This window comes from Methylobacterium sp. J-090 (assembly GCF_022829345.1).
GTDB lineage: Bacteria > Pseudomonadota > Alphaproteobacteria > Rhizobiales > Beijerinckiaceae > Methylobacterium.
In genome coordinates this window covers 14,729-41,113 of record NZ_JAKSXV010000070.1, presented here as the reverse complement: position 1 = coordinate 41,113, position 26,385 = coordinate 14,729, and the positions used below count along the sequence as shown (strand labels likewise).

The following is a 26,385-nucleotide window of genomic DNA, read 5'->3' as shown; positions in this document are numbered from 1 at the left end:
CTGCGCCGCGTGTGCATGCCCCTATCCTCTGCAGACTACGGAATCAGCCACACAATTGGGACGGTACCGATGGCCCCGACTACGGGAATGAAAATGATCCACTTGGGCAGGTTCGCGTCACAACGGCACTCCCTCTCCTGAAAGGAGAGGGTTGGGGTGAGGTGTGGGACATCTCCGGAAAACTCACACACCTCACCCTGTCCCTCTCCTTCTAGGAGAGGGGACCCGCGCTGCCCCCGAGATGTCTGAAGACCGTCGCCCGCAGAGGAGGAGGGTCGCGCCTTGTCCGGCCTCTACTTCCCGATCCAGTCGTGCCCGGCCACCACCACTTCGACGGGCCGGGTCCACGTGCCCGGCTGGTCGGTGGCGCCCGAGCCCAGGGCGCACTGCACCATGACGCTGTCGCTCCAGCGGCCGTACTTGTAGCCCACCGCCGGCAGGAGCCCGACGCGCACGAAGCCGCAGGCCTCGTGGAGGCGCAAGCTGGCCTCGTTCTTCGCGTCGATGTAGCCGATCATCTGGCGGTAGCCGCCGGCCGCGCAGGCCTCGATGAGGGCCGGCAGCAACCGCCGGCCGATGCCCGCACTCAGGTGTTCGTGGTGGACGTAGATCGAGTGCTTGAGGGTGTAGCGGTAGGCCGGCCGCTTGCGGAACGGCACGGCGTAAGCGTAGCCGGCCACCACCCCGTCGCGGTCGGCCACGAGGTGGGGCAGGCGCTTCTTGCGCATGGCCTTGCGGCGCTTCTTGAGGTCGTCCGGGTGGAGCGGGTCCTCCTCGAAGTCGCCGACGTCGCCGACCCCGCGCCGGATGTGGTGGGCGTAGATGTCCACCATGTCCGGCACGTCGGCATCCGACGAGGGCCGGATGACGAGGTCGGGGTCGCCGGCGAGCGCCGCGCGCCCCGGCATCAGCGGGTCTCGCGCATGACGTGGGGCTCTCGCATGACATACGTGTGGAACCGGATGGTGCCGTCGGGATCGACGTTGCGGAACACACCCTGGATCTCGGCCTCGAAGCCCGGGAACAGGTTCGCCGAGCGCTCGAACATCTTGAAATAGTCCAGCATGGGTTTGGCCCGCTCGTCCAATCGCTCGCCCGGCAGCACCGTGCCGATGCCCGGCGGGTAGACCAGAAGCAAGGTCGTCGCCACACGCCCCTCGGCCTCCGCGATCGGCACGTAATCGACGTTGTTGCGGGTCAGCTGCTGCACCGCTTCCTTCGGGGTCATCACCATCTCGGGCAGGTGCCCCGGCTCGAACTGCTTGCGCTGGAGGGTGCTGGTGCCGGCCTCGCGGTGGAAGGCGTGGAAGTCGGCGCAGAGATCGCGCAGGCGCACGCCCTTGTAGCGGTTGGGCCGGCGCCGGACGAATTCCGGCATCGCCTCCTCCAATGGCACGTTGTCGTCGTGCAGGCGCTTGAAGGCGACGAGGCCCGAGATCAGCGTGCCGGCCTTGGAGGATTCGACGCCGGGCGTCAGCAGGAAGAGCAGCGAGTTGAGGTCGTTCTTCTCCGGCACGATGCGGTTTTCACGCAGGTACTGCGCGACGATGGGCGCCGGCACGCCGTGATCGGCGTATTCGCCCGTGCGCCGGTCGAAGCCCGGGGTGAGCACGGTGAGCTTGTTGGGGTCGGTCATGGCGTAGTCCGGCACCACGTGGGTGAAGCCGTGCCAGGCCGCCCCGGGGGTGAGCTCCCAGTACTTGGCGTTGCTCGCGAGTTCGTCGGTGGAGATGCTCTCCCACGGCACCTTGCCGTCCGGTCCCTTCACGGTGTCGGGCACGAAGGGGTCGAAGAACCAGCGCTTCTGGGGATCGCCCTCCTTCTCCTCGAACTCGCGGCGGATGGCGCGGACCTTCTTGCGCCACTCGATGCCGAGCCGGATCGTGTCGTCCCACAGGACGACGCCGGAGCGGCCCTTCATCATCTGCGCGCCGACGTCCAGCGACGCGAACAGGGGGTAGAACGGCGAGGTCGAGGCGTGGACGAGGAAGGTCTCGTTGAAGCGCCGGTGCTCGATGCGCCGGGTCTGGCCGCGGATGTGGCTGTCCTTGGTGTGGATCTGCGAGGCCTGGGAGAAGCTCGCCAGCTGCTTGTGGGTCGATTGGGTGGCGATGATGCCCGGCGAGGTCTCGTCGAGCCCCTTGAGTCCCATGGCGAAGCGCCCGGCGAAGAGCGGGTGGAACTTCATGAAGCCCGCCCAGGCCTCGTCGAACAGGATGTAGTCGCAGAGGTGGCCGATCTTATCGAGGATCATCTGCGCGTTGTAGATCGTGCCGTCGTAGGTGCATTGCTCGACGACCGCCACGCGGAACGGGCGCTCGCGCTTCCACGCGTCGGGGTCCTTCACCAGGGGGTTGGTGCGGATCTTTTCGCGGATGGCGGTCTCGTCCAGGGCCTCGGCGTACATCGGACCGATGAGGCCGAAGCAGTTGCGGTCGGTCTCGAGGAAGACCGGCACGGCGCCGCCGAGGAACAGAGCGCCGTGATGGGCCGCCTTGTGGTTGTTGCGGTCGAACAGCACGAGGTCGCCCTCGGCCACCAGGGCCGACAGCACGATCTTGTTGGAGGCCGAGGTTCCGTTGAGGACGAAGTAGGTCTTCTCCGCCCCGAAGATGACGGCGGCTTCCTTCTGCGCCTTCAGCGCCGGGCCCTCGTGGACGAGGAGGTCGCCGAGATCGAGGACCGAGTTGTCGAGGTCATCGCGAAAGATCGCCTCGCCGAGGTGCTCGACGAAGATGCGGCCGATGGGCGAGCGGTTGTAGAAGATGCCGCCGTTGTGGCCGGGGCAGGTCCAGAGCTGGTTGCCCTGCTCGGCGTAATCGACCAGCGCGCCGAAGAACGGCGTCTTCAGGGTCTCGGCGTACTGCTTCACCCGGCTCACCAGGCCACGGGCGATGTATTCGGGCGTCTCCTCGGCGAGGAAGATGTAGCCGTCGATGAAGTCGAGCACCTCGACGGGGATGTCCTCCAGGCGCTTGCGTCGGACCATGATCACGATGGGCATTTCCAGCCCGCGTTTCCGCATCAGGTTGATCAGCGCCGCCGCCTTGCCGTCGAGCCCGCGCTTGCCCCAATCCACCACCATGCAGCCGATGGCGGCGTCGGTCTGGACCGCGATGGCCGCGTCCTCGACGCGCCGCGCCCGCACCACCTCGAAGCCGAGCTTCTCGATGGAGCTGAGAATCTGCTGGACGCGCACCCCCTCGAGGTCGTCCGGGTCGAAGTTCGGCGCGCACATCAGCACGGTGAAGCGGCGGAAGAAGTCCATGCGGGGAAAGGCTCCAGACGGGGTTTGGCGCACCGTTCGCGCCGGGAGGTGACGCTTCGATGACGGTTGCGCGCGGATCGCGGTGGTTTCAGGCCATCCGCCGCGCGGCAGAGCGCCGGCTTACGACCGGGCGCGGCGTTTGACGAGCCCGAGCCGGCGGATCACGCCGTAGACCGCCAGCGCCGCGAGGCCGCAGATCGCGAGGGCCAGGAACGACCCGTTCTCGAACTCGCCCAGAAACAGGCCCTTGGTGTTCATGCCGAACACGCCGGTGACCAGGGTCGGGGGCAGGAACAGGGCGGTGAGGATCGACAGGGTGAAGAGCTGGCGGTTGGTCTCGGCGGCGGTGCGGCCGGCGATCTCGTCCTGCAGCAGGCGCGTGCGCTCGGACAGGACGTGCATGTCGCGGTGGAGCGAATCGAGGCGCTGGACCACGCGGGCGGCCATGGTCACCACCGCCTCCGGGAGCGCGTCGTCGTCCTCGTCGGTCTCGGCTTCCAGGCGGTGGAACACGGCGGCGAGGCCCGCGAGCTGACGGTGCTGGCGCACGGCTTGTCGCCGGATGGGAGCCAGGGGCTTCGGATCGTCGGCGCGGGTCTCGTCGAGGACGCGGTCCTCGATGGCATCGAGCTCGTCGGAGAAGCGCTTGGCGCAGGCGTCGAGGGAGGCGACGACACCCTCGACGAAGCGCTCCAGCAAACGGGCCGGCGACGTCACGCGGGCGCCGGCCAGGACGGCGTCGCGGGCGGCTTCGGCGCCGGCGGTGGCGTGGCGCCGGCCGCTCACGAGGATATTCGGGCCGAGCACGCAGTGCAGACGCCCCGTCGGCTCCTCGCCGATGCCGCCGTCGAAGGCGCGCTCGCGGTCGGCGATGACCACGCCGAGGCAGGCGCCCTCCACCACCACGCGCTGGTGTTCGTCCCGGGCGAAGGTGGCGGCCGACAGGCGCGGCGGCCCGAACCGCCCGGCCTCGACGAGCCCGGCGACGCGGGCGTCGATGAGATCGATATGGAGCCAGACGAAGCCCTCGCCGTCCGCATCCGGCGCCGGCAGGTCGGCGGCCGACGCGATGGGCGTGGCGCGGCCCTGCCCGTCGAAGCGGAGGGCGAACAGCACGCCCGGCAGGACGGCGTCGTCGGTGAGAAGGCGCGGCATGGGCGTTCGCCGTGTCCCGTGCCGGCAAAATGCCGGATTCCTCTCCGGCACATGGCAAAATCGCGCGACAATGTCGTGACGCGGGCAGCCGTATCAGGCGGGCGTATCAGGACTGTCACATGCGCCTGCTCTAACGCGACCAATCGGGACTTCGAGCGACGGACGGGACGGCGGGCATGGATCACGGGCAGCGGGCGGGCAGCTTCGACATCGAGGCGATCCGGCGGGAGGTCGCCGACGATTTCGACGAGGAGCTCGAGATGGAGCTGGAGGAGGAGCGCCTCGAACAGCTCGCCGACGCCGTCGGGGGCGCCCCGCGTCCGCCGCAGATGGACCGGAAGCGCTACTTCCGCGAGCTGTTCCGGCTCCAGCACGAACTGGTGCGCCTGCAGGACTGGGTGCAGAGCCAGAAGCTGCGCGTCGTGGTGATCTTCGAGGGCCGCGATTCCGCCGGCAAGGGCGGCGCCATCAAGCGCATCACCCAGCGCCTCAACCCCCGCGTCTGCCGCGTCGCCGCCCTGCCGGCCCCGAGCGAGCGCGAGCGCACGCAATGGTACTTCCAGCGCTACGTCAGCCACCTGCCCGCCGGCGGCGAGATCGTGCTGTTCGACCGCTCCTGGTACAACCGCGCCGGCGTCGAGCGGGTGATGGGCTTCTGCACCCCCGACGAGGTCGAGGAGTTCTTCCGCTCCGTGCCGGAATTCGAGCGGATGCTGGTGCGCTCCGGGATCATCGTGCTGAAGTACTGGTTCTCCATCACCGACGAGGAGCAGGAACTGCGCTTCACCATGCGCATCCACGACCCGCTGAAGCAGTGGAAACTCTCGCCCATGGACGTGCAGTCGCGCCGCCTGTGGGAGGATTACACCAAGGCCAAGGAGGTGATGCTCGCCCGCACCCACATTCCGGAGGCGCCGTGGTGGGTGGTGGAGGCCGTGGATAAGAAGAAGGCCCGACTCAACTGCATCGCGCACCTGCTGTCGCAGATCCCCTACGGCGAAGTCGAGCATCCCCCCGTCCACCTGCCCGAGCGCGAGCGCCACGACGACTACGCCCGCCAGCCGGTGCCGCCGGAGATGTTCGTGCCGGCGGTGTTCTGAGGCGGCCTCCCGCCCCTACGGGCAGGCGAGCCCGTAGGGCGCCACCACGATGTCGCCCTGGCGCGGGTTGTTGAGGGCGACGGGCTGGGTGCCGCCGCGGCCGGCCTCGACGTAGCAGCGGTCCATTACCGCCACGGTGTCGAACGAGGCTTGGTAGGCGGGCTCCTGATTGACGGGCTCCAGGCCGGCGACCCGCGACCGGCAATAGACCGCGACATCGACCTGTCCCGACCGGCGGTACAGGATGGTGTGGGCGCGGCGCGGGCGCACGGTGATCCCGGGGCCGCCATCCTGGCTGAACACCACGTCGTGGGCCGTCCGGTTGATCACCTGGCGGATGCAGCCGGCCTCCGCCGCTTGCGCCGTGCCGAGGGCCAGCCCGAGCGCAGCGGCGCCGGCCACGTATCGCATCCATCCGCGCATGGGTCGTCTCTCCCGAGGGCGCGGCCATCGCGCGCCGAATGCCAAATCCGAGATCAACGGACGCATCCGGCGGGCGTTCCCGTCCGGGTTGATCCCAGTCAGGTTGATCCTGGCGAGGTTGATCCTGGCAAGGTTGATCCTGGCGGCCGGGATGGGCAGACCGGGGGCACGTCCACGCCACCCCGGACCCGCCATGAACGCCACATCGACCCCCACCGACGAGATCCTGTTCGCGCAGGACGCGGCCGGCATCGCCCGCCTCGTCCTCAACCGGCCCCAGGCGCGCAACGCCCTCACCTTCGCGATGTACCAGGGGATCATCGACCACTGCGCGCGCATCGCGGACGACCCGTCCGTGCGGGTGCTGGTGATCGCGGGGGCGGGCGAGAAGGCGTTCGCCGCCGGCACCGACATCGCCCAGTTCCGGGCCTTCTCGTCCGCGCAGGACGCCCTCGACTACGAGCGGTTCATGGACCGGGTGATGGGCGCCCTGGAGCGCCTGCGCGTGCCGGTCATCGCGGCGATCGCCGGCGCCTGCACCGGCGGCGGCGCGGCGATCGCGGCGTCCTGCGACCTCAGGATCGCCACCCGCGACGCCCGCTTCGGCTTTCCCATCGCGCGGACGCTGGGCAATTGCTTGTCGCTCGCCAACCTCAAGCGCCTCTCCGGACTGATCGGCCCGGCACGGGTCAAGGACATGATCTTCACCGCCCGCCTCGTCGGGGCGGACGAGGCCTTGGCCATCGGCCTCGTCGGCGAGGTCGTGGCGGACGCTGCCGCCCTCCACGTCCGCGCCACCGAACTCGCCGGCCTCGTCGCCGGCCACGCCCCCCTGACGCTCCAGGCCACCAAGGAAGGCCTGCGCCGGCTCCAAGATGCCGACTTGCAAGATGCCGACTTGCAGGACGCCGGGGAGCGTCCCGGCGACGACCTCATCCGCCTCTGCTACACGAGCGCCGATTTTCGCGAGGGCATGGAGGCGTTTCTGGGCAAGCGCGCACCGGACTGGACCGGGCGGTGAGGCTTTTCCGGCTGAGGTCGAGTCATGCCGGCGAGGAGCGATCGGTCATCGCAGATGCGCAGATTTGTTCGACTACGACCTGACCAAAGCCAGAAGCGGCTCGAACGAATACATTGCAGGCCGGCGCCCAGATGCTGGAGACAAGGTTCTCAGAAGCCCCGCCTCGACCAGGCTTCTTACGAACCGATGGGCCGTGGCTGAAGGTATACCGGATTTACTGGTAAAGACATTGTTTCTAAAAATCGGCCTCGTAAAAACAAAATCGAGCGCCGATATATTCCACTGAGACGAAAGCGTCTCACGAAATTGCTCTTTCATTTTCTCATACAGATCGCGAATTTCTTCTGCTTTCTTCAAGTTCTCGTTTGCCTGCGCCTCTAATGCTTCCAGGAAGAACACAATCCAATCCGTCCATGCGTCAGAGGCAGAAACCTCGCGCATGCGATCGACATACTCGTCCCGACGTTGCTCTAGATACCCACTCATGTAAAAATAGGGCTGCGAAATAACACCAGATCTCCAGAGCATAAGTGGTATCAACATTCTGCCAATACGGCCGTTCCCGTCCTTGAATGGGTGAATAGCCTCGAACTCCAGATGAACGAGTGCAGTTCGAATCAAGATTTCCCAGTCCTCATTCTCCATAAAATGGAATAAGCTGTCGAGACCATCATTCAGACGTTCCGGACTGATGGGAACGAAAAGGACTTTTCGTTTTATACGATCCGCCAGATAATTCTGCTCCGTTTTGAACTCGCCCGGAGACATACTGGCGCCGCGGCCAAATCCGAGCAGCATCTTGTGTGTGGATCGCAGGAGCCACTTCGAAATCGGCGCCCCATCCTTGATGCTCGATTGAGCGACATGCATCGCCCTGCTGTAAAGGTGGACCTCGACAGCCTCGCTACGATATCTCTGCTCCGCGTGCTCTTCGTCGCCTTCTTGATCCGCTTCGTAACGCAAGACCTCGTCGAGCGTACTGATAGTCCCTTCCATGCGCGAGGAGACGACGGCTTCCTGGCTCCTCAATGGGGCGAGAAGAATTTCGCTATTGTGCATCCCTTTGAGCATTTGATCATATCTGGCCAGCGCGGACGCCGCTGCAGAAATGGGTTTTATGAGCCTCTGATAGTCCGTTATTTTTGGAGGAAAGCGTTCGTAGTGATAATCCACCGCACCATTGAGCTCCAAGCCAGATGGTGTCTTGGTCATCTTCCTTGACTCTCCAAGCGGCCGCAAGATGCAAGCCTAGCTCGCTTGGCAGCACTCTGTACGAGACAACGGACTTTGTCTATCAAATCCATCTATTTTTGATATACAAACCGCATTGAGTCGCACATGCGATAGGCAAATTCGCTTGCCTCTCGAAATGCCCACGAAACGGGAGTCAATGCGACCGATCCTCCGGGGCGTCGATGCAACCCCCGATTTCCATTGCGACTCTGCATCTGGCGGTCTGACTTCGACTGGAAACGGCGGGGAAAAATCCTCCCGCCGTTCCTGTTTCTCATCGCGTCGACGGCAGCAGCCAGTTCGGCAGCCAGAGGGCGATGCCGGGGACGAGGCAGAGGATCAGGATCGCCACCGCCATCAGCATCACGAAGGGCAGCGTGCCCCAGATGATGTCCTTCAGCGGAATGTCGGGGGCGATGTTCTTGATGACGAAGATGTTGAGGCCCACCGGCGGGTGGATCAGCCCCATCTCCATGGTGATGGTCATGACGACGCCGAACCAGACGAGGTCGAACCCGGCGGCCTTCAACGGCGGCAGGATGATCGGCGCCGTCATCAGGATGATCGAGACCGGCGGCAGGAAGAAGCCGAGCAGGATCACGAGGCCCAGGATCGTCACCAGCAGCACCCAGGGCGAGAGCTGCATCGCCACGATGGCGTTGGCCGCCGATTGCGAGATGTGCAGGTAGCTCATCACGTAGGCGTAGAGGAGCGACATGCCGATGATGAGCATCAGCATGGTCGATTCCCGCAGGGTCGCGGCGAGGATCGGATTGACGTCCTTCGGGCGCCAGACGCCGTAGATGATGGCGATGAGGCCGAGCGCCAGGAGGCCGCCGAGGCCCGCCGTCTCGGACGGCGTCGAGTAGCCGCCGTAGAGCGCCACCATCACGCCGGTGAGGAGCACCACGAAGGGCAGCACCCGCGGCAGCGTCGAGAAGCGCTCGCGCATGCTGTAGGTGTCTTCCGCCAGGATCGGCGAATGGGTGCCGTTGCGCTCGAAGGCCACCTTCGCGGCGGCGTATTCCGCGCGGAAGCGGTAGACCGACCAGGTGGCGAACAGGCCGACCAGCAGCAAACCCGGTCCGATGCCGGCGAGGAACAGGCGGCCCAGGGACTGCTCGGCCGCCACCGCGTACAGGATCATGGTGATGGAGGGCGGCAGCAGGATGCCGAGGGTGCCGCCGGCGGCGATGATGCCGGCGGCGAAGCCCGGCGAGTAGCCGCGCTTGCGCATCTCCGGGATGCCCGCCGAACCGATGGCCGAGCAGGTGGCGGGCGAGGACCCCGCCATGGCGGCGAACAGCGCGCAGGCGAAGACGTTGGCGATGCCGAGCCCCCCGGGGATGCGGTGCATCCAGGCGTGCATGGCCGAGTAGAGGTCCTGGCCGGCTCGTGAACGCCCGATGGCCGCGCCCTTCAGGATGAAGAGCGGGATCGACAGCAAGGTGATGGAGGCCATCTCCTCGTAGACGTTCTGCGCCACCGTATCGAGGGAGGCGCCCGGCATGAAGAAGTACATGAAGGCGAGCGCCACGAAGCCGAGCGCGAAGGCGATGGGAATGCCGGCCAGCATCGCGCTGAGGGTGGCACCCGCGTAGAGGAAGCCGATGGCCGCGACGCTCATGGGTGGGGGCTCGTCTTGAGGGAGTCAGGGTTCAGTTCGGACCCGAGTCCGACTTTCGGATCGGCCCAGCCGGCGGAGCGCGGGCCGTAGTTCAGGGCCTCGGCGATCTGCAGCAGGAACTGCAGGGCGAGGAAGCTCATGCCCAAAGCCATCAGCGCGTAGGGAATCCACAGGGGCGGCCCCCAGGTCGATTGCGAGACCTGTCCGTCGACCCAGGCCTCGTGGAACAGGGTCCAGCTCTTCCAGGCGAAGAACGTCACGAACACGATGCTGATGACGTCGGCCATGAGCAGGCGCGCCCGGTTGACCCGGGGCGAGAGCAGGCCGCTGAGCGCCTCGATGGCGACGTGGCCGCGCCTGGCCTGGACGGCGGCGGCCGAGAAGAAGGTGGCGCCGACGATGAGGAACACCGCCATCTCGTCCTGCCACTCGGTCGGTTCCTTGAACCAGTAGCGCACGAGCACGCTGTAGCTCAGGACGAGGCAGGCCCCGACGAGGGCGAGGCCGCCGAACACCATCACCACGCCGTTGATGGCCTTCATCACGCGGTCGATGGCCCCGAGCAGGCCGGGGACCCGGGGTTCGGGCGCCGCGCTCGTCGATTCGGATGCGGCCGACGCCGCGTCGAAGGCGTGGCTCACGACACCTGCTCCGCCAGCTTGAGGAGTTCGGCGCAGCCCGCCGATTTGCCCGCGAAGTCCTTCCAGGCGGTGTCCTTGGCGATGTCGCGCCACTGGCCGAGCGTCTTCTCGTCGAGGGGCTGCACCTTGGCGCCCGCCTTGGCGAACACCTGCTCGACGCGGGTGTCGTCGGCCTTGGCGCCGGCCTGCCCGAAGGCTTCGAGCTCGGCGCCGATGGTCATGATGAGGTCCTGCTGGTCCTTCGGCAGGCGGTCGAACACGATCTTCGACATCATGATCGGCTCCCACATGAGCCAGTAGGTGTGCTGGGCGCCCGAGGTCAGGGACTTCGACAGCTCCTCCAGGCGGAACGAGATCAGGCTGGTGGAGGAGGTGATGACGGCATCGCACGCGCCCGTCTGCATGGCGGCGTAGGATTCGTTCGACGGGATCGACAGGGTGGCCGCACCCGCCGCCTTCATCATCAGGTCCATCTCGCGCGAGCCGCCCCGGACCTTGAGGCCCTTGGCGTCACCGGGCGTGAAGAGCGGCCGGTCGCGGCTGGCGACGCCGCCGGCCTGCCACACCCAAGAGACGACGACGACGCCCTTGGACTCGAGGATCTCGGTGAGCTTGCGGCCGACGGGGGCGGTCTTCCAGGCCATGGCCTGCGCGTACGAGGTGACGAGGCCCGGCATCAGGCCGATGTTCATCTCCGGCACCTCACCGCCGGCATAGGGGCTCGGGTACAGGGTCATGTCGAGGGCGCCCTTGCGGATGGCGCCGAACTGGGCGTTGGTCTTCATCAGGGACGAGCCGGGATAGACCTGGAGCTCCAGGGCGCCCTTCGAGCGCTCGGCCAGCGCCGCGGCGAACTTGCGGCAGGCGCGATCGCGAAAGTCGCCCTCGTCGATGGTGCCGCCGGGGAACTGGTGCGAGATCTTGAGGGTGGTGGCGGCCCGGGCGCGCGAGCCCAGGGACAGGATGGCGGGCGCGGCCAGGCCGGCGGCGACGAGGGTGCGGCGTGTCAACGTCATGGGGGTCTTCCTCCTTCGGCAAGCTGGCCGCCCGCCCGATTTTGCAGTGCAGCATTTATACTGCACTGCCCATTCGTTATACCAGAGAACGATGCCTTGTATATTTTGTCAACCTCGCTGCATAAGGTAGAGGGAAGTAACCGTCCCGGCGCGGGGATGAGGCCCATGGCGAAGGAACCGGACCGATGGAACCCGAGCGCGTGAACCAGTCCCTGCGCCTGCGCCAGACCATCGAGACGGAGATCGTCGATGGCCGCCTCGCCATCGGCGCGCGCCTCGACGAGACGGAGCTCGCCGAGCGGTTCGGGGTGTCGCGCACGCCGATCCGCGAGGCGCTGCTGCAGCTGGCCATGACGGGACTCGTCGAGATCAAGCCGCGCCGGGGCGCCCTGGTGAGCGCGCCCGACCCGCAGCTGCTCATCGCCATGTTCGAGACCATGGCGGAGATCGAGGCCGCGTGCGGGCGCCTCGCCGCGCGCCGGCTCGTCCCGTCCGACGAGGCCGACCTCAAGGCCTCCCTCGCCGCCTGCAGGGTGGCCGCCGAGGCGCACGACCCGGAGGCCTATTACGGGGAGAACTACATCTTCCACACGGTGGTCTACCGGGCCTGCCGCAACGCCTTCCTGGCCGAGCAGGCGCGGCTGCTGCACCGGCGCCTCGCACCGTTCCGCCGGATGCAGCTCCGGGCGCGCCACCGCCTCGGGCAGTCGCTGGCCGAGCACGAGGCCATCGTGGCGGCCATCGTCTCCGGTAACGAGACCGAAGCCTCCGAGTTGTTGCGCGCCCACGTGATCGTTCAGGGCGACCGTTTCTCGGATCTGGTCGCGAGCCTGCGGGCCATCAACGACGCGGCGTGAACCGCCCGTGCATGTCGCAAGATGACGGAGGGCCGATTTCGACGCGAAGACGGGCAAACAAACGTTAAGACCTCCCCGCCATGGTTTCCGGACACTTGCGAAGCCTCGTAGACTTGTTCGGACACTCCATGCGCCCCTCGATCAAAGCGACCCTCAGCGGGCTCTTCGCCGTGCTGGCCGTCATCACCGCCGTCCAGGGCATCGTCTCCCTGCGCAAGCTCGACGCCATCGGTGCGCGGATCGAGGAGCTGGCGGGCAACGCCCTGCCGTCGGTCGATTCGGCCCACGCCCTCGGCGCCCTGGCGATGCGCTTCCGCCTCTGGCAGTTCCGCTACCTCATGGCCGAGACCGAGGCGGAGCGGGCCACGAGCGTCAAGAGCGCCGACGAGATGATCCAGAATCTCGAGCAGGCGCGGACCGCCTACGACGCCCTCGTCAATTCCCCGGAGGAACGGGCCCAGTTCGCGACGTTCGGCGCCCAGTGGCAGGCGATGCGGGCGGGCTGGGACGCCCTCCGGAGCATCGATCCGGCCGACCGCGACGGAATCCTCGCGCGCTTCCGCGGCCCGATGAACACCGACTATCTCGCGGCGACGGGCACCGGGCGCAAGCTGGTGGACCTCAACCGCAAGGCCGGCGCGGAGGCGGGCCTCGCCGCGCGGGCGGAGCAGGCCGCGGCCATGCTCACCACCCAGGTGATGCTCGCCGCCGCCCTGGCCTTGGCGCTCGCCGCCATGGCCTTCGCGTTCCTCGGCGTCGCCCGCCCCATCGAGGCGATGACCGCCGCCATGCGCCGGCTGGCCGCCGGCGACACGGACACCCCGATCCCGAGCGTCGGCCGCGGTGACGAGATCGGCACCATGGCGGGGACCCTCGACACCTTCCGCGACAGCCTCGTGCGGACCCGCGCCCTGGAGGCCGAGACGGCCCTCGCCCGGGCCGGGGCGGATGCCCAGCGGCGGGCGGCGGCGCTGGCCCTCGCGGATGGATTCGAGAGCGCGGTGGGCGGCATCCTGACCCGGGTGACGGCGGCGGCGACCCAGCTGCGCGCCACGGCCCAGGGCATGGCCGGCACGGCGACGGACACCGCCCGGCAATCCGTGGCCGTCGCGGCGGCCGCCGAGCAGGCCGGCGCCAACGTCACCATGGTGGCGGCCGCCGCCGAGGAACTCGGCTCGTCCGTGCAGGAGATCGGCAGACAGGTCGACGGGTCCTCGACCCTGGCCCAACGGGCCGTGGACGAGGCGGCGCAGACGGGCGCGCAGATGCGCGACCTCAGCGAGGCCGCCGCCAGGATCGGCGACGTGGTGGCGATGATCGCCACCATCGCGGGCCAGACCAATCTGCTGGCGCTGAACGCCACCATCGAGGCCGCGCGGGCCGGCGAGGCCGGACGGGGCTTCGCCGTGGTGGCGGCGGAGGTCAAGGAACTCGCGAACCAGACCGCCCGGGCGACCCAGGAGATCGGCGAGCAGATCACCCGGATTCAGGGCTCGACGGGCGGGGCGGTCGCGGCCATCGCGGCCATCACCACGCGCATCGAGGAAATCAGCGGGGTCGCCACCTCCATCGCGGCGGCCGTCGAGGAGCAGGGCGCGGCGACGCAGGAGATCGTGCGCAACGTCAACCAGGCCGCGGCCGGCACCGGCGAGGTCACGGCCAACATCTCGGGCGTCGCCGGTGCCGCCGAGGAGACGGGCGCCGCCGCATCCCAGGTCCTGGCCTCGGCCTCCGAATTGTCGCGGGAATCCGAGCATCTCAACGCCGAGGTCGCCCAGTTCCTCGCCACCGTCCGGGCGGCCTGATCGGACCCGGATCGGGGCGCGACGGATTGCGACCGGCCGCGAGGCCGGTCGTTCTCGGAGACGGCCGCGCGCGCCTCGCCCCTCGCGGGGCGAAGAGGCGCGTCTCCGCATGATGGGAAGAACCGTCGCGCGGCGCCGAGGCGGTCTTGCACCCCGATCGATGCCGTCAATCCGTCGGAACCGCCGGTCGGCCCGGAGCGCCGATCGGTCGGGAACACGCGGGACGGCCGAAGCCCACCACCGACGGAAGACCGCCGGTGAGATCAGTCGGCGCGGGGCCTCACTCCACCTTCTCGTAGGGGTAGACCCCCCACAGGCGCTCCTGGCGGACGTAGCCGTCCACGTCGCCGCGCTTCTGCGGCAGGGCGACGACGACCCGGCACCACGTGCCGGTGCAGCTCTTCACGCTGCCGATGACGCCGGCCTGGAGGCGCGCCTCCTCGGCCGACGCGTCGTCGGCGCGGGCGTAGAGGGAGGTCTCGGCCTTCGCCTCGCCCTTGTTATCCCCCTTGCCATCCCCCTTGCCCCCGGCCCTGGTGGCCGTGACGATGGAGGTGCGCCGCCCCGACAGCAGGGAGTGCAGCACCCAGCCCTCCGTGCCTTCCGAATCGCGGATGCGGCGCCAGGTCTCGAACTCGGCCACGATCTCGACGGGCAGGCCGGCGCGCTGGAACACCCACAGGGTGCGGTGATCCTTCGACGGTCCCTCGCGCAGGTTCACCCGGTCGGTCTTGAGGCTGGCGTAGCGCGGCAGGGGCAGCCCGGTCTTCGAGCCGACGGGCGCGCCGGGGACGGCCGCCGGCGGTGCAGGGGCCGCCACGGCCGACACGACGGGTCCCGCCGCGAGGGCGAGCCCGAGGGCCAGGGTCGGGATCAGTCGGGAGGGCAGGTCAGGCGCCATCGTCCAGGGTCCTTCCGCGCGGGGCATGCCGATCCGGGCCGGCATCCCAGCCCTCCGCAGCGTGCATTGTGTTCCAGCGCCTCTCTGGTAGAGAGGCCGTCAGGGCCGGAGACGCGCAGCGGATCGCCGCCGACCTCGGCCCCTGTGTTGTCCTGATCTGTCTTGGCCGATGCGTGGTTAACGCGCCGTAAGCCGCCACGCCATCCTGGGGATGGCAGACCATCCCGGGATGGCACGCCATCCCGCGGACGGCAGGCCGTCCCGGGGACGAGAAAAGGGCGAGCCGAAACTCCGGCCGGACCCGGACAGGGCGGATCGGGGGTCGTTCGCGTCGAGGAGGGTGCATGTCGTCGCTCAAGCGCAAGCCGCTGGTTGTGGTCACCCGCCGCCTCCCGGAGGTGGTCGAGACGCGCATGCGCGAACTCTTCGAGATCCGCCTCAACCCCGATGACAAGCCCTTGTCGCAGGAGGCCCTCGCCGCCGCCTTCCGCGAGGCCGACGTCCTCGTGCCGACGGTGACCGACGAGATCGATTCGGGTCTGCTCGCCCAGGCCGGCCCGAACCTGCGGCTCATCGCGAATTTCGGCAACGGCGTCGATCACATCGATGTCGCCGCCGCCCTGGAGCGCGGCATCACCGTCACCAACACGCCGGGCGTGCTGACGGAGGACACCGCCGACATGACCATGGCGCTGATCCTGGCGGTGGCGCGCCGGGTCACCGAGGGCGCGCGCATCATCCCCGACGACGCCTGGGATTCGGGCTGGTCGCCGACGTGGATGCTGGGCCGGCGCATCACGGGAAAGCGCCTCGGCATCGTCGGCATGGGCCGCATCGGCCAGGCGCTCGCCCGCCGCGCCAAGGCGTTCGGCCTGCAGATCCACTATCACAACCGCCGCCGGGTGCCGGGCACCATCGAGCGCGACCTCGACGCCACCTACTGGGAATCCCTCGACCAGATGCTGGCGCGCGTCGACATCGTCTCGGTGAATTGCCCGCACACGCCGGCGACCTACCACCTCCTGTCGGCCCGCCGCCTCAAGCTGCTCAAGCCCGAGGCCATCGTGGTCAACACGGCGCGCGGCGAGGTCATCGACGAGAGCGCGCTCGCCCGGCTCATCGAGGCCGGCGACGTCTCGGGCGCCGGCCTCGACGTGTTCGAGCAGGAACCCGCCGTCAGCCCCCGCCTCGTCAAGCTCGCCCGGGCCGGCAAGGTCGTGCTCCTGCCGCACATGGGCTCGGCCACCCACGAGAGCCGCATCGACATGGGCGAGAAGGTCATCATCAACATCAAGACCTTCATGGACGGCCACCGGCCGCCGGACCGCATCCTGCCCAGCATGCTCTGAGACCCGATCCGCCCGATCGAAGCGGATCGGGTCGCGGCACGGCCGCGCGGCGTCCGCCCGGACTCGTTCGGAGGGGACAAGTCCCGAACCTGTCCCGCGCGCCGGAACGGGCCGGGACACGGCACGTTGACGGGCGTCCGGCATGTGGTGGGCCGGACGACAGCGCGCAGATCGGGAGCAACATGGCCGCGGACACTCCGTCGAGCGAGGCAGATCCGGGCCATGCGGAGCCGAGCGACGCGTTCCGGCGCTTCTCGGATCTCGTGCCGTTGATGATGTGCCGCTCGGATGCCGAGGGCAACGCCATCCACCACAATGAATCCTGGCTCAGGTTCACCGGGCGCACGCGCGACGAGGAACTCGGGAAAGGCTGGCTCCGGGGCCTCCACCCCGACGACGTCGACGCCTTCACCCAGGTGGTCGGGGAAGCCCGCGCCGCGCAAAAGCCCTTCACGGTGGAGTTCCGCCTGCGCCGGCACGACGGCGCCTATCGCTGGCTCCTCGACACCGCCAAGCCCCTCTACGCGGGCGCGGAATTCCAGGGCTACATCGGCACCAGCTTCGACATCACCGACCGCAAGCAGGCCGAGGAGGAATCCGAGCGGGCGCTCGTCGAGAAGGAGGCCCTCCTGGCGGAGGTCTACCATCGGGTGCGCAACAACCTGCAGGTCATGGTCAGCCTCATCGGCCTCTACGGCCGAGCCGCGCCGCCGCCGTGCCGGGGCAGCTTCGAGGCCCTGGGCCAGCGGGTGCGCGCCATCGCCCTGGTGCAGCAGCACCTGCACGAGGCGCCCCACATCGCCTCCATCGACCTGCGGGACTACCTGCACCGCCTCGCCTCGGGGCTCGGCCAGCTCCGCCGGGCCGGCCGCATCGGCGTCACCATCGACGGGGCCGGCACCAGCCTCGTCGAGCCGCGCACGGCCAACGCCCTGGGGATGATCGTCGCCGAGGTGGTCTCCGAATGCCTCGACACCACGGCCGAGAACGTCGCCTGCGCCATCGGGATCACCATCGATGCGGCGGCCGGCGCCCCCGTGCGCCTGTCCATCGTCTCGGGCGGCGATGCGGGTGACGCGCCCTCCGGCAAGGTCGAGGTGCCCAATCTCGGGCCCCGCCTCATCGCCGCCTACGCGGCCCAGGCCGAGATCGCCGCGCGGGGGACCGGCACCCGGGCCGAGCCCCTCCATCTGCAATTGCCCGAGGTGCTGGTGCATCCGATGGAGTAGGCGGCGGGTTCGAAAGGGGTCGCATCCGGCGGCCGGGCCCCTATATCGGAGGCTTCCCGCTGGCCACGAGACCGTCCCCGCCCATGCTGCCGCCCATCGCGACCATCCTCGAGAACTTCGGCATCCTCGACGAGGGGCCGGACCAGATCGAGTACCTGATCGAGCTCGGCCGCGCGTTGCCGCCCTTCCCCGACGCGCTCATGACCGAGGCCAACCGGGTCCATGGCTGCGAGAGCCAGGTCTGGGTGGCGTCCCACATGGACGATTCGCAGGAGCCGCCCCGGTTGAACCTGCGCGGCACCAGCGATTCCGTGGTCACCAAAGGCCTGATCGCCCTGGTGATGGCGCTCCACGACGGACGGACCCCGCAGGAGATCGCGGAAATCGACGTCTTCCGGGTGTTCAAGGAGATCGGCCTCGGCGCTCACCTCACGTCGAAGCGGGCCAACGGGGTCCGGGCCATGGCCGAGCGCATCCATCGCGATGCCGCCCGGCTCCTGGCGGCCTGAGCGGCGGCGGCCGCGAACGGACTTTTCACGGCCGCCGCTTCCGCGTCGCGGTCAGGGCCGCCCGGCCGCCGGGGCCGCCCGCCACAGGCGCATCCGGCCCCGGTCCGGCCCGACCGCCTCCCGCTCGAGGCCGTAATGCTCGGCCAAGCGCCCGAGGGCGATGCGGGCCACCACCTTGGCCGAGCGCACCGGCCAGCGTCGCTCGGCCTCGATCCGCTCCAGCCCCTTCAGAAAACCGCACAGATCGAGGAGCAGCCCCGAGAGGTCGCTGCCCACCGTGTCGAGCGCCGCGCGCACGCGCTGGCGCGCCGCCAGCATGCTGTCGGAGGCGCTGGACGGATCGCGCGCCCCCGAGCCGTCGACCTTCACCCCGCTCCAATCCGCCCCCATGCGCGGCAGCATCACGGCCTGGGTCAGGTCGCGGCGCAGGCGCTCGCCGGCCTCGTAGCAGGCCGCGTCGATGAGCGGCACGCCGTCGCGGTCGCGGCGCCGGGCCATCCAGGCGAGCGGGCTCTCGGCGGCGTCGCGCAGGGGACGAGCGCCCTTGCGGCCGTCCCCGCCGTCGGTCTTTCCATCGATCTTGCCGTCTGTCCTGCCGTCGCGTCCGCCCTCCTCCACGAGGTCGAGGTGCTGGGCGAGGTAGGGCGGCTGGGCCCCGGCACGCTCGCGCCGCAGGCGGGCGCGCCCCGCCGGGCTGATGGTGAGCCGCGCGTTCCGACCATTCGTCCGCTCGGCGAGGTCGGCGGACAGGAGCGCCGCCCCCGCCGCCGCCGCGAAGCGTCCGGCCCCGAGGGAGACGCCAACACCGCCGCTCCGCACGATCAGGCCCTCCCCCTGCGCCGTCGGGTCCGGCAGGGCGTAGGCCCCCTCCGCCGCGAGAGCGCCGAGCAACCGCGTCGCCTCGCGTCCGAGAACCGGCGCGAGGCCGGCGGGACGGGCCGAGACGCGGGTCGCCGACGGGACGGAGCGAATTTTGTTCATGTTTTGTTCCATAAGCTACGCGGGCGGGGCACGCCGCCCTGCAACCCATGGTAAAGGACATAAATCCTAAATCAAGCCCCGTTCGACACACCGCGCCCGCTCCGCGGCCCGCCCGGGCCAAAGGCCTTCCGGGCGCCGTCCCGTCCGAATCCCGGAGGGGCGGCGCCGCGATTTCCCTGAAGAGCCGAGTTCTCCGAAAGAGCCGAAGCCGGATCAGGCGGCTTCGTCGTAGTTCCCGTTGCGGGTCTGTCCGAGGCCGATGGCCTTGGCGAGGTCCGAGCGAGCCTTGGCGTAGTTCGGCGCGACCATCGGGTACTCGGGCGGCAAGCCCCACTTGGCGCGATACTGCTCGGGGCTCATGTCGTACTTCGCGCGCAGGTGGCGCTTCAGCGACTTGAAGACGCGGCCGTCCTCGAGGCAGATGATGTGATCGGCGGTCACGGACTTCTTCACCGACACCGCCGGCTGCTGCGGGGCAGAGGGGGCCTTGGGCTCTTCCTGCCCGCTGCCGATCTGGACCAGCGAGCCGTGAACCCGGGCGATGAGCTGTGCCAGCTCGGCCGAGGGAACAGGGTTGTTGCTGACGTAGGCCGAGACGATGTCGACCGTCAATTCCACGTAATCCACTGAATTCTCGATTTCACTCATAGACTTAAGGTTTCCTTCCATGCGCCATGATCGAGGGACCGCTGCAGAATGATCGATCCCGCGACCTATGCCTTCATGGGTTGATGCTGGTTTACAGCATTGAATGCCGCCCTCCCGCAGGAGTGTAATCTATGGCGTCATCCAATGCTATGGCGCGCATGTGAGATAGACAGTTCGAAGTCGAGAAACAAGGCATTCGAACCCGTCACACTGCGCGACACTGGATTGAATAATAATTCATTTGTTTCCAACGCGCCGTCCGACACGGGCGCCCCTCCTAAGCTTCGACAGCGTGCGATAAGGTACTATCGATCCAGTCGATCGCGACCCCGGAGGCTTGACCGGACCGGGTGAGGTTCCGGCACCGGCTCGGGATTTCCGCCTTGCCGACCGGGCGCCGACACGGCACACGGCGGGTACGATAGCGCGTGGACCCCGGCCGGATCATGCCAGGCCCTTCCGCCCTGTCTCGCGCCAGCCCGATCCGAGGACTTTGGCCATGGTATCCGACCGTACTCCCATCACAGTTCCGTCAGCCGCACCGGTGGCCGAGGCGCGACCCCATGCCTTCACGGTCCACGACCGGACGATCACCGACGATTATGCCTGGCTCAAGGCGGAGAACTGGCGCGCCGTCCTCAAGGACCCGGCCGCCCTGCCGGACGAGATCGGTGCGTACCTGAAGGCCGAGAACGCCTACGCGGACGCCGCCCTTGCGCCGGTCGCCGAATTGCGAAAAACCCTGGTGGCCGAGATGCGCGGCCGCATCCGCGAGGACGACAGCGGCGTGCCCGAGCCCGACGGGCCGTTCGCCTACTACACCCGCCACCGCGACGGCGGTCAGCATCCCCTGGTGTGCCGGCGGCCCCGCACCGTCGTGGTGATCCCGGGGCAAGGCGCCGAGACCGCCGCCGAGGGCGGGCCCGAAGAGGGCGAGGTGATCCTGCTCGACGGCGACCACGAGGGCGCCGGCCTCGCCTTCTTCGAGATCGCGGCGGCCGTCCATTCCGACGACCACGCGCGGCTGGCCTGGAGCGCCGACACCAACGGCTCGGAACTCCACACCATCCGGGTGCGCGACCTCGAGACCGGCCTCGACGGCCCTGACCGCATCGAGGCGACCACGGGCGAGGTGGTGTGGACGAAGGACGGCGGCGCCTTCCACTACGTGGCGCTCGACGACAACCACCGCCCGGCCCGGGTGATGCGCCACCGCCTCGGCACGGCGCAGGCGGAGGACCTTCTCGTCTACGAGGAGGCGGATTCGGGCTTCTTCGTCCACATCGAAGAGACCCAGTCGGGCGACTACCTCGCCATCACGGCGAGCGATCACGAGACCTCGGAGGTCCACCTTCTGGATCGCGCGGGCGCCGACGCCGTCCCTCGGGTCGTGCAGCCGCGAACCCCGCTGCTGATCTACTCTGTGGAGAACTGGGGACCCCACCTCTTCATCCTCACCAACGCCGGCGGGGCGGTGGACTTCAAGATTGCCACCGCCCGGATCGAGACGCCGGGCCTCGAACACTGGAGCGACGTGGTCCCGCACCGGGCCGGCGTGATGATCCGCCATCAGCACGTCATCGCCGAGCACATCGTGCGGTTGGAGATCGAGAACGCCCGGCCCCGCATCGTCGTGCGCGACATGGCGGGCTCCGAGCACGTGGTCGCCTTCGCCGAGGAGGCCTACTCGCTCTCGCTCCAGCCGGGCCACGAATTCGAGACGGCGGTGATCCGCTTCACCTACTCGTCGATGACGACGCCGGCGGAGACCTACGACTACGATTGCGTCACCCGCTCGCGGCAGCTGCGCAAGCGCCAGGCGATCCCGAGCGGCCACGCGCCGCAGGACTACGTCACCCGCCGCCTGTTCGCCACGGCGCCGGACGGCGAGACCGTGCCGATCTCGCTCCTGCACCGGCGCGACCTCGCGCTGGACGGCACGGCGCCCCTGCTGCTCTACGGCTACGGCTCCTACGGCACCCTGATGCCGGCGGCGTTCCGCACCAACCTGCTGTCGCTCGTCGACCGCGGCTTCGTCTACGCCATCGCCCACGTGCGCGGCGGGACCGAGAAGGGCTGGAACTGGTACCTCGACGGCAAGCGCGAGAAGAAGCCCAACACGTTTTCGGATTTCGTCGCCTGCGGTCGCGCCCTGATCGAGGCCGGTTACACGGCGCAAGGCAACATCGTCGCCCATGGCGGCTCGGCCGGCGGCATGCTCATGGGGGCGGTGGCCAACCTCGCGCCGGAGCTGTTCGCCGGAATCGTCGCCGACGTGCCCTTCGTCGACGTGCTCAACACCATGCTCGACGCCGACCTGCCGCTCACCCCGCCGGAATGGCCCGAATGGGGCAATCCGGCCGAGAGCGTTGCCGCGTTCGAGACGATCCTGTCCTACTCGCCCTACGACAACGTGGCCCCGAAGGCCTATCCGGCGATCCTGGCGCTCGGCGGTCTCACCGATCCCCGCGTGACCTACTGGGAGCCGGCGAAATGGGTCGCGCGCTTGCGCGCCACCATGACGGGCGGCGGCCCGGTGCTCCTGCGCATCAACATGGAGGCGGGCCACGGAGGGGCGGCCGGCCGCTTCGACCGCCTGGAGGAAGTCGGCCTCATCTACGCCTTCGCCCTCCTGGCGGTGGGTCGCGCGGAGCGTTAGGGCCGGACGACCGGCCTGCTTCGGTCCTGCTGCCGTCAGGCAGGGCGCTGGCACAGGGATACGCGTGGCCTGCGCATGAACGCGGACGATCCGAGCGCATCCCCTCTCCCCGCGTGCAGCGCAGGTCCCCTCTCCTAGAAGGAGAGGGAGCACCGATGCGACCGCTCGATCCGAAGGGATCGACCGGATTTGACATCCCCAGTCTCGAACCCGCTCCAAACGGCGAAATCCATCGGCCGTCGCCCTTCCACACCGGGGGAGAAGGGACCCGGCACGGCCGCAGTTCTCGCCATGGAGGTCAGGGCTGAGGGGCGGCCTGCGGCTCGGGGGCCGCGTCCTGACGCCGGGCCGCCTCCTCGGCCGCGCGGGCCTGCCGGGCGGCCTCGGCGGCGCGCTCCGCCGCGGCCTTCTCGGCGCGCAGGCGGGCCTGTCGCGCGGCCTCCTCCGCCGCGAGCTTATCGGCCAGGGCCTTCTCGGCGGCGGCGCGGTCGGCGGCCGCCTTGAGGGCGGCGGCGCGGGCCTTGTCCATCTCGATGCGGGCGCGCCGGCGCAGGCGCTCGGTCTGGTCGGCCTCCAGGAGCTCGATGCTCTCGAGTTCCCGCTGCAGCACGAGGGCGGCGAGGCCGTTGGTGGAGGGGCCGGCATCGACCTGTCGCGCGGGCGTCGCCACCGGCCCGGAAAAGCCGAGCTGGATCGCGGGCGCCCCGCCCGTCCAGGCCTTTGGAGCGGTGGCGGCCGTGAGGGTGCCGCGCGCGTCGAGGCGGCCGCTGCGCAGGTCGAGGCCCAGCGTGCCGGTCCAGCGCGCGGGCCCGAGGTCGAGGGTCAGGGGGCCGCCGCGCAGGTTGCCGCCCACCAGGGTCACGGGCGTGGTGACGGGGCCGGGCGCGGTGAGCGGCCCGGCGCCGAGTTCCTCGGCCACCAGGGCCTGGAGGCGGCCCTCGCGTAAGGGATCGTCCTCGGCCAGCGCCCGGTCGAGGGCGCGGGCGAGGCCCGCCGGGTCGGCGCCCGGCAGGGTCAGGGCCGCGAGGGTGAGGGAACCGCTGCCGCCGAGGTTGTTGCCCAGCGCGGCCGGGGTCTCGCCCGACGTGCCGAACCGCAGGCTCGCGCCGAGGCGGCCGGAGACGGGGCCGGGGCCGACGAGGCCGGCAAGCCCCGCCCCGCTCAACGCGCCCTCGCCCGCGATGGACGCCGCTCCGCCCTGGCGCGACAGGGTGACGGCGCCGGTGAGGCGCCCGCCCGCCAGGGTGCCGGCGAGGTCGGACAGGCCAAGGGTCCCGTCCTCCAGGCGCGCCGTCAGGGTGGTGCCCGTGGCCACGAAGCCGCGCCCGAGGTCGAGGCTCTCGACGCCGAGGGCGAGGACGATGCGCGGGCGGATGGCGGGCGGGGCGGAAAAGCGCGCGAAGGCCGCGTCGGCGCCGGGCCGGCCCTCCGGCATCACCAGGGCGGCGGCGAGCGCCGGCACCGACAGGCGCCCGAGGCTGGCGCGGCCGGTGATCTCGCCTCCGGGGGCGATTCCGATCTCGCCCGAAACGGCGCTGCCGGCGAACCGCCCGGTCACCGCCACGCGGGCCTCGTCGCCGGCCCGCGACAGGCCGAGGGTGAGGTCGGCGGGCAGGGTCGCGGGGATCGGCGCGGTACCGCCCACGAGGCGCACGAACGGCGCGAGGTCGGGGCTGCCGAGACGGATCTCGCCGGCGCGCGCAAGTCCGAATCCGGCCTCGCCGTCCAGGAGGATCGGCCGGGTGGTGGCGATGGTGAGGTCGGCGACCGTCCCGGTCACCCGGAGGGCGAGGCCCGACGCCTCGCCCTCGGCCCCGGCGGCGCGGATGCCGGAGAGGTGGAGGCGGGCGGGTCCGGCGAGCCCCGCCCCGCCGGCGCGGCCGAACCAGGTGGCGGCGGAGGGGGCCGCCAGGGTGAGGTCGAGCTGGCCGATGCGGCCGGCGCGGCTGACGAGGTCGAGGTCGAGGCTGCCGCCCGCCGCCGCGCCCTTGGCCGTGGTGCGCAGGGTGTCGGCGGCGCCCGCGTCGCGCTCCAGGGTCACCCCCAGATCGAGGCCGCCCTCGCGAAACGCCTGCGGAACGAGGCGCGCCTCGGCGATCCAGGCCTTGTCGAGCAGGGCCAGCAGCGGCGCCGCCACCGGTGCGGAGACCCGGCCGGCGATGCGCCCGGCCCCGTCGGCGCCGATGCGGCCGGACAGGCTGGCGTTGGCGCCGGCGAGGTCGGTCACGTCGAGGCTGTCGATGGCGAGACTCGCCCCGTCCGACTGGATGCTCGCCGCGATGGTGCCGTTGCCGGAACTCGCCGGACCGTAGCGCACGTCGCGGGCCTGGAGCACGAGGCCGAGATCGTGGCCCTGAAGGTCGGCGAGCGCCCCGCTGAACGACGGCAGGGCGGCGATGTCGATCCCCTGCGCGGCGAGCTGCGCGTCGACGCGCCCGCGCGTGCCGGCCTCGGGGGCCCGGTAGCGGGCATTGCCGGTGATCCGCGCCGGGCCGAGGTCGAGGCGCAGGTTGCGCAGGGACACGGAGAGGGGCGCCGCCGACAGGTCGGCCGAAGCCCGGATCGGGCGCCCGTCCAGGAGGGCGATCCCCGGCCCCTCCAGCCCGAGCTTGCCGAGGTAGCGCCCGAACCCGTCCGAGGCCGGTGCGTCGAGGGCGAGCTGCCCGGTGAAGCGGGGGGTCGGATCGGCGTCGATCTCGCCGGACGCGCTCACCGTGGCGGCCCCGGGCGCGGTGGCGGAGAACCGCTTCAGCACGAGGCCGCCCGAGCGCTCGAGGGTGCCGGCGAGCGCCAGGTTCGACCAGTCTTCGAGGCCGAGGGCGAGGCTGTCGATGGCGAGATCGACGTCGATGCTCACCGGCAGATGGGTCCCGGCCCTGGGCAGGCCGCGGGCCAGTAGGGCCTGGCCCGCGGCCGAGAGCAGGAAGGCGTCGAGGTCGAGGCGGCGCGCGCCGAGCGCCAGGGCGGCGCGGCCGTTGCGAACATCCACCCGCCCGGTGCCCGACAGGCGCAGGGCGCGGCCGCCCGGGTCGATGTCGAGGTCGAGAGACTTGAACCGGGCGACGGCGCCCCGCGCGGTGAACGCACCGCCGAGCGTGACGGGCAGGTAGGCGCCGGCGGCCTGGGAGGGCGGCCCGACGACGAGGCGGGCCGTGCCCTCCGCCTGCGGGATCACCGCGCGCTCGCTTGGGCCGGCGGCCCCGGCGGCGGCGGCGAGGGAGACCTTCGCGTCGATCTCCGCGTAGGGCCGGGTGTCGCCACCGGCCGAGAGCTTGACGGGCAGGAGGCCCTCCGGCGTCGGCTCGCCGGTGCTCACCCGGAACGGGACGCCCCGGCTCGTGCCCTCCGCGCGCCACGGCCCGGTGAGGCGCGGGGCCGAGAGCCGCACGGCCTCGGCGTAGATCTGGTCGGTACGGCCCGTGGCCGGCACCTGGGTGGTGATGAGGAACTGGCGGACCTGGAGGTCCTCAATGGCGAGATCGCGCCCGGCCAGTCCCGCCGCGAGGTCGGCGGGCACGAGGATCGCCTCGCCCTCGGTGACGGGCAGACGGAGTTCGGCCCGCCCGATCCGGGTCTCGGTGAACCGCACCGCGCCCGTGAGGAGGGGGGACAGGGCCACCTCCGCCTTCACGAAATGCAGGTCGAGGCTGGGCTTGTCGAGGCCGGGCTTGTCGAAGCCAGGCTTGGCCGGCTGATCCCCGAGCCGCAGGCGGTCGAAGCGCAGGCGCGGCGAGGGCAGGAGCCGGACCTCGATGCGGCCCTCGCTGCGGGCGGGCAGGCCCAGCGACCGGGACACCGCGCCGTCGATGAGGCCGCGCTGCCCCTCCCACGCCACGAAGGGCGGAACCGCCAGCGCCGCGACGAGGAGGAGGACGACGATTCCCGCCAGCGCGGTCAGGATGTCACGCACGCTCGTCTCGTTCCGCCGCGCCCCCGGAGGCGGGGCCGTTCCCACGGGATCGC

Annotated in this window: 20 protein-coding genes; 8 read left to right on the top strand and 12 right to left on the bottom strand. The window is 69.9% G+C overall.

What is annotated here, in order from left to right; translation table 11 throughout:
• Positions 1-293 precede the first annotated feature (293 nt).
• From MKK49_RS10905 to MKK49_RS10895, 3 genes are all read right to left on the bottom strand, one after another.
• Entirely contained in the window at positions 294-908 is a 615-nt protein-coding gene (locus MKK49_RS10905) for a GNAT family N-acetyltransferase (RefSeq protein ID WP_244028297.1), read from the bottom strand.
• Positions 908-3,268, bottom strand: coding sequence for an Orn/Lys/Arg decarboxylase N-terminal domain-containing protein (locus tag MKK49_RS10900; RefSeq protein WP_244028294.1), 2,361 nt, complete (start codon positions 3,266-3,268; stop codon positions 908-910). The genes MKK49_RS10905 and MKK49_RS10900 overlap by 1 nt, the downstream gene beginning before the upstream one ends.
• Positions 3,269-3,388: 120 nt before the next feature.
• A complete protein-coding gene (locus tag MKK49_RS10895; RefSeq protein ID WP_244028292.1) occupies positions 3,389-4,423 on the bottom strand; it encodes a CorA family divalent cation transporter in 1,035 nt (344 codons plus the stop codon).
• Positions 4,424-4,599: 176 nt separating this feature from the next.
• Here MKK49_RS10895 and ppk2 point away from each other — a divergent pair, with 176 nt between their 5' ends.
• Entirely contained in the window at positions 4,600-5,523 is a 924-nt protein-coding gene (ppk2, locus tag MKK49_RS10890) for a polyphosphate kinase 2 (RefSeq protein WP_244028290.1), read from the top strand.
• Positions 5,524-5,538: 15 nt separating this feature from the next.
• Here ppk2 and MKK49_RS10885 read toward each other — a convergent pair whose 3' ends face one another.
• Positions 5,539-5,946, bottom strand: a complete 408-nt coding sequence (locus tag MKK49_RS10885) for a hypothetical protein (protein ID WP_244028288.1) — start codon at positions 5,944-5,946, stop codon at positions 5,539-5,541.
• A 193-nt stretch (positions 5,947-6,139) separates the two neighbouring features.
• Here MKK49_RS10885 and MKK49_RS10880 point away from each other — a divergent pair, with 193 nt between their 5' ends.
• The gene (locus tag MKK49_RS10880; protein ID WP_244028286.1) at positions 6,140-6,967 is read left to right on the top strand and encodes an enoyl-CoA hydratase/isomerase family protein; all 828 of its coding nucleotides are present in this window, start codon (positions 6,140-6,142) and stop codon (positions 6,965-6,967) included.
• Positions 6,968-7,039: 72 nt separating this feature from the next.
• On the opposite strand, the gene MKK49_RS10875 is transcribed toward MKK49_RS10880, so the two are convergent.
• From MKK49_RS10875 to dctP, 4 genes are all read right to left on the bottom strand, one after another.
• Entirely contained in the window at positions 7,040-8,179 is a 1,140-nt protein-coding gene (locus MKK49_RS10875; protein ID WP_244028284.1) for a Fic family protein, read from the bottom strand.
• A 295-nt stretch (positions 8,180-8,474) separates the two neighbouring features.
• On the bottom strand, positions 8,475-9,827 hold the full coding sequence (locus MKK49_RS10870) for a TRAP transporter large permease (protein ID WP_244028282.1): 1,353 nt from the start codon (positions 9,825-9,827) through the stop codon (positions 8,475-8,477).
• On the bottom strand, positions 9,824-10,468 hold the full coding sequence (locus MKK49_RS10865) for a TRAP transporter small permease (RefSeq protein WP_244028280.1): 645 nt from the start codon (positions 10,466-10,468) through the stop codon (positions 9,824-9,826). Before MKK49_RS10865 ends, MKK49_RS10870 begins: the two co-directional genes overlap by 4 nt.
• Complete coding sequence (gene dctP, locus MKK49_RS10860) at positions 10,465-11,484, bottom strand: TRAP transporter substrate-binding protein DctP (RefSeq protein ID WP_244028278.1); 1,020 nt, start codon at positions 11,482-11,484, stop codon at positions 10,465-10,467. Before dctP ends, MKK49_RS10865 begins: the two co-directional genes overlap by 4 nt.
• A 185-nt stretch (positions 11,485-11,669) precedes the next feature.
• On the opposite strand from dctP, the gene MKK49_RS10855 reads away from it, so the two are divergent.
• On the top strand, positions 11,670-12,341 hold the full coding sequence (locus MKK49_RS10855; protein WP_279595459.1) for a GntR family transcriptional regulator: 672 nt from the start codon (positions 11,670-11,672) through the stop codon (positions 12,339-12,341).
• A gap of 128 nt (positions 12,342-12,469) precedes the next feature.
• On the top strand, positions 12,470-14,146 hold the full coding sequence (locus tag MKK49_RS10850) for a methyl-accepting chemotaxis protein (RefSeq protein WP_244028277.1): 1,677 nt from the start codon (positions 12,470-12,472) through the stop codon (positions 14,144-14,146).
• A 280-nt stretch (positions 14,147-14,426) separates the two neighbouring features.
• Here MKK49_RS10850 and MKK49_RS10845 read toward each other — a convergent pair whose 3' ends face one another.
• A complete protein-coding gene (locus MKK49_RS10845) occupies positions 14,427-15,047 on the bottom strand; it encodes an SH3 domain-containing protein (RefSeq protein ID WP_244028276.1) in 621 nt (206 codons plus the stop codon).
• Between the two features lie 344 nt (positions 15,048-15,391).
• On the opposite strand from MKK49_RS10845, the gene MKK49_RS10840 reads away from it, so the two are divergent.
• The 3 genes from MKK49_RS10840 to MKK49_RS10830 all read left to right on the top strand — a co-directional run bounded on the left by MKK49_RS10840 (position 15,392) and on the right by MKK49_RS10830 (position 18,134).
• Positions 15,392-16,396, top strand: a complete 1,005-nt coding sequence (locus MKK49_RS10840) for a 2-hydroxyacid dehydrogenase (RefSeq protein WP_244028275.1) — start codon at positions 15,392-15,394, stop codon at positions 16,394-16,396.
• Positions 16,397-16,578: 182 nt separating this feature from the next.
• The gene (locus tag MKK49_RS10835; RefSeq protein WP_244028274.1) at positions 16,579-17,625 is read left to right on the top strand and encodes a sensor histidine kinase; all 1,047 of its coding nucleotides are present in this window, start codon (positions 16,579-16,581) and stop codon (positions 17,623-17,625) included.
• Positions 17,626-17,708: 83 nt separating this feature from the next.
• Entirely contained in the window at positions 17,709-18,134 is a 426-nt protein-coding gene (locus MKK49_RS10830) for a SufE family protein (protein WP_244028273.1), read from the top strand.
• Positions 18,135-18,185: 51 nt separating this feature from the next.
• On the opposite strand, the gene MKK49_RS10825 is transcribed toward MKK49_RS10830, so the two are convergent.
• Entirely contained in the window at positions 18,186-19,115 is a 930-nt protein-coding gene (locus tag MKK49_RS10825) for a DUF6456 domain-containing protein (RefSeq protein WP_244028272.1), read from the bottom strand.
• 213 nt (positions 19,116-19,328) lie between these two features.
• A complete protein-coding gene (locus MKK49_RS10820; RefSeq protein WP_056087860.1) occupies positions 19,329-19,763 on the bottom strand; it encodes a MucR family transcriptional regulator in 435 nt (144 codons plus the stop codon).
• A 499-nt stretch (positions 19,764-20,262) separates the two neighbouring features.
• Here MKK49_RS10820 and MKK49_RS10815 point away from each other — a divergent pair, with 499 nt between their 5' ends.
• Positions 20,263-22,422: a S9 family peptidase gene (locus MKK49_RS10815; protein ID WP_244028269.1), complete on the top strand. Its 2,160-nt coding sequence runs from the start codon at positions 20,263-20,265 to the stop codon at positions 22,420-22,422.
• Between the two features lie 298 nt (positions 22,423-22,720).
• Here the strand turns inward: MKK49_RS10815 and MKK49_RS10810 are convergent, their stop codons facing one another.
• Positions 22,721-26,332, bottom strand: coding sequence for an AsmA family protein (locus MKK49_RS10810; protein WP_244028267.1), 3,612 nt, complete (start codon positions 26,330-26,332; stop codon positions 22,721-22,723).
• Between the last annotated feature and the right edge of the window lie 53 nt (positions 26,333-26,385).